Origin of the sequence: Ruminococcus callidus ATCC 27760, from assembly GCF_000468015.1 — a bacterium.
GTDB classification, from domain to species: domain Bacteria; phylum Bacillota; class Clostridia; order Oscillospirales; family Ruminococcaceae; genus Ruminococcus_C; species Ruminococcus_C callidus.
This window is the reverse complement of the sequence record NZ_KI260420.1, coordinates 1-2506: the sequence shown is the minus strand read 5'-3', so window position 1 is coordinate 2506 and position 2506 is coordinate 1. Positions and strand designations below refer to the sequence as shown.

Sequence of the window (2506 nt, the reverse complement as noted above, 5' to 3'; positions counted from 1 at the left end):
TCGCCAGACGCTCTTTGTGCGGTATTGCCTCAAGCTTTTTCCGGTATACTATTCACATGGATTGAAAAATCCCCCAATTCCCCTTGATTGGTTTTATCTGTTTTTGACCTGCAATTCCCTGTTGCAGGTCTTTTTTTATACGGATGCTGAAAAAACGGCAGAAAAACGAAAAAGACACTTCGAAATGAAGTGTCTTTTTCTTGGCGCGGAAGGAGGGATTTGAACCCTCGCGCCGGTTTCCCGACCTACTCCCTTAGCAGGGGAGCCCCTTCACCACTTGGGTACTTCCGCATTTTATGGTCCAAAGGAGGAAACGTCATGAGAAACGTTCCGTTCCGAATGTATTCAACTGGCGGAGAGGGTGGGATTCGAACCCACGGTTCCTTGCGGAATCACTAGTTTTCAAGACTAGCTCCTTAAACCACTCGGACACCTCTCCAGAAACTGCATCAAACAGCTTTATTATTATACTATAAAATCGGCGATTTGTCAAGAGAAAACTGCAAAATTTTTTCGGCGTTTTCCGAAAAGTTTTCTTTTCAATGCTGCTGGAAAAATAATGGCGAAAAATGATGGCTGTTTGTTGAAAAAGCAAAAGAAACAGATGAAATTTTACACGAAAAAGAAAGGACTTGCATTTTCCGGACAAATATTCTATAATAAAAGAAACACCGAGCAAAGCTTGTGGTAAGATGCGTCGTCAGATTTTTCGGTCGACAGATTGCATAGAAATTCCGCAGGCATACTTTCCGTATGGCAAGGGATTTCTGGGCAATATGACGAAAAATCTGCACGCAGATTGCGTGCAAAGCCGTCAGGCGGGCTTTATGTAGTGTTTCCTGAAAATACTACCGAAAAAAGGAGCAAATGCCATGCTATATTCGTATACACTGGAAACACCGGCAGAAAATCTCTGCCCGATCACGGCACAGGTACAGGGAGCCGTAGCGGACAGCGGCATCACAGACGGCATCTGTGTCGTTTACTGCCCCCATACCACCGCCGGTATCACCATTAATGAAAACGCCGACCCCGATGTGGTAACAGATCTGCTGCTGGCATATCGGAAGGCGTTTCCGGACAGACCGGAATTTCGCCATATGGAGGGCAATTCCTCTGCCCATGCCCGTGCTTCGGCAATGGGCAGCAGCGTGACCATTCCCGTGCGGAACGGCAGACTGGTGCTGGGCACATGGCAGGGCGTGTACTTCTGCGAATTCGACGGTCCACGCCGCCGGACGTTTTATGTCAGCGTCATTGCCGGATAGAAAGGGGCAGGTATCATGGAAACGGAAAAAATCAAACAATTGCAGCAATGGGTGGATCAGTCGGATCGTATCGTGTTTTTTGGCGGAGCCGGCGTTTCTACCGAAAGCGGGATTCCGGACTTCCGCAGTCAGGACGGGCTGTATCATCAGCAGTATGACGTGCCGCCGGAAACGATTCTGAGCCACACCTATTTTGAACGGCATACCGCGGAGTTTTACCGCTTTTACCGGAACAAAATGATCTGTCTGACGGCGAAGCCCAATGCGGCACACAAGAAGCTGGCGGAGCTGGAACAGGCAGGAAAACTGCTGGCAGTAGTTACCCAGAACATTGACGGGCTGCACCAGCTGGCAGGCAGCAGGAGTGTGCTGGAACTTCATGGCAGTGTGCACCGGAATATCTGTCAGGTGTGCGGTGCCGTCTATGATGCCGAGTGGATCATGATGACCACCGGTGTGCCACACTGCGACAAATGCGGCGGCAGAGTGAAGCCGGACGTGGTGCTCTATGAGGAATCTCTGCCGGAGGACACGCTGACACGCTCTGTGAATGCCATTGCCAACGCAGACTTGCTGCTGGTGGGCGGCACTTCGCTGACGGTTTATCCGGCGGCAGGACTGCTGCGGTATTTCCGCGGGGAACATCTGGTACTGCTGAACCGTGATGCAACGCCCATGGACGAACAGGCAGACCTGTGCATTCGGGAACCCATCGGCAAGGTGCTGGAACAAATTCAAGTGAGGGATCAGGCATGAAAATGTTGGTACAGCGTGTAAAACACGCAAAAGTCACCGTAGACGGCAATGTCACCGGTGCAATCGAACAGGGGTATCTGGTGCTGCTGGGCATTGCACCGGAGGATACCACGGAGATCATGGAAAAAATGGTGGACAAGCTGCTGCGGCTGCGGATCTTCTCGGACGAAAACGATAAGATCAACCTCTCGCTGCAAGATGTCGGCGGCAGTCTGCTGCTGGTGTCCCAGTTTACTCTATATGCGGACTGCCGCAAGGGGAACCGCCCCAGTTTTGTGCACGCGGCACCGCCGGCACAGGCGGAAGCCCTTTATGAAGCATGCAAGGCGTACTGTCGGGAACGGGTGTCTGTGGTGGAATCCGGCATATTCGGGGCAGATATGCAGGTGGAATTGTGCAACGACGGACCGTTTACCGTTCTGCTGGATTCCGCGGAAATCATCAAGAACTAAGGCAATACCGCACAAAGAGCGTCTGGCGAC

At 51.5% G+C, this 2506-nt stretch carries 4 protein-coding genes and 2 tRNA genes; 4 read left to right on the top strand and 2 right to left on the bottom strand.

The genetic code is table 11. From position 1 onward, the window contains the following. Positions 1–223: hypothetical protein (locus tag RUMCAL_RS16275; protein ID WP_207636453.1), on the top strand; the 223-nt coding region annotated here is incomplete at its 5' end. Here RUMCAL_RS16275 and RUMCAL_RS09295 read toward each other — a convergent pair. Together RUMCAL_RS09295 and RUMCAL_RS09290 are read right to left on the bottom strand one after the other, a co-directional pair. Then, positions 202–291, bottom strand: a tRNA-Ser gene (locus RUMCAL_RS09295). The two genes, RUMCAL_RS16275 and RUMCAL_RS09295, sit on opposite strands and share 22 nt — an antisense overlap. A gap of 59 nt (positions 292–350) precedes the next feature. Beyond that, a tRNA-Ser gene (locus tag RUMCAL_RS09290) sits at positions 351–439 on the bottom strand. A 433-nt stretch (positions 440–872) separates the two neighbouring features. Between RUMCAL_RS09290 and RUMCAL_RS09280 the strand changes: the two genes are divergently transcribed. Genes RUMCAL_RS09280 through dtd form a run of 3 tightly spaced genes read left to right on the top strand, consistent with a single transcriptional unit; the run spans position 873 to position 2476 of the window. Then, positions 873–1268 (top strand): secondary thiamine-phosphate synthase enzyme YjbQ, encoded by a 396-nt coding sequence (locus RUMCAL_RS09280; protein WP_021682517.1) that lies wholly within the window; start codon positions 873–875, stop codon positions 1266–1268. Between the two features lie 15 nt (positions 1269–1283). After that, positions 1284–2024, top strand: coding sequence for an NAD-dependent protein deacylase (locus RUMCAL_RS09275; protein ID WP_021682516.1), 741 nt, complete (start codon positions 1284–1286; stop codon positions 2022–2024). Further along, positions 2021–2476 (top strand): D-aminoacyl-tRNA deacylase, encoded by a 456-nt coding sequence (gene dtd, locus RUMCAL_RS09270; RefSeq protein WP_021682515.1) that lies wholly within the window; start codon positions 2021–2023, stop codon positions 2474–2476. The genes RUMCAL_RS09275 and dtd overlap by 4 nt, the downstream gene beginning before the upstream one ends. The last annotated feature ends 30 nt before the right edge of the window (positions 2477–2506 follow it).

Coding starts and splice junctions, on each gene's coding strand:
- RUMCAL_RS09280 (WP_021682517.1), top strand. CDS start 873: ATGCTATATTCGTATACACTGGAAACACCGGCAGAAAATCTCTGCCCG.
- dtd (WP_021682515.1), top strand. CDS start 2,021: ATGAAAATGTTGGTACAGCGTGTAAAACACGCAAAAGTCACCGTAGAC.
- RUMCAL_RS09275 (WP_021682516.1), top strand. CDS start 1,284: ATGGAAACGGAAAAAATCAAACAATTGCAGCAATGGGTGGATCAGTCG.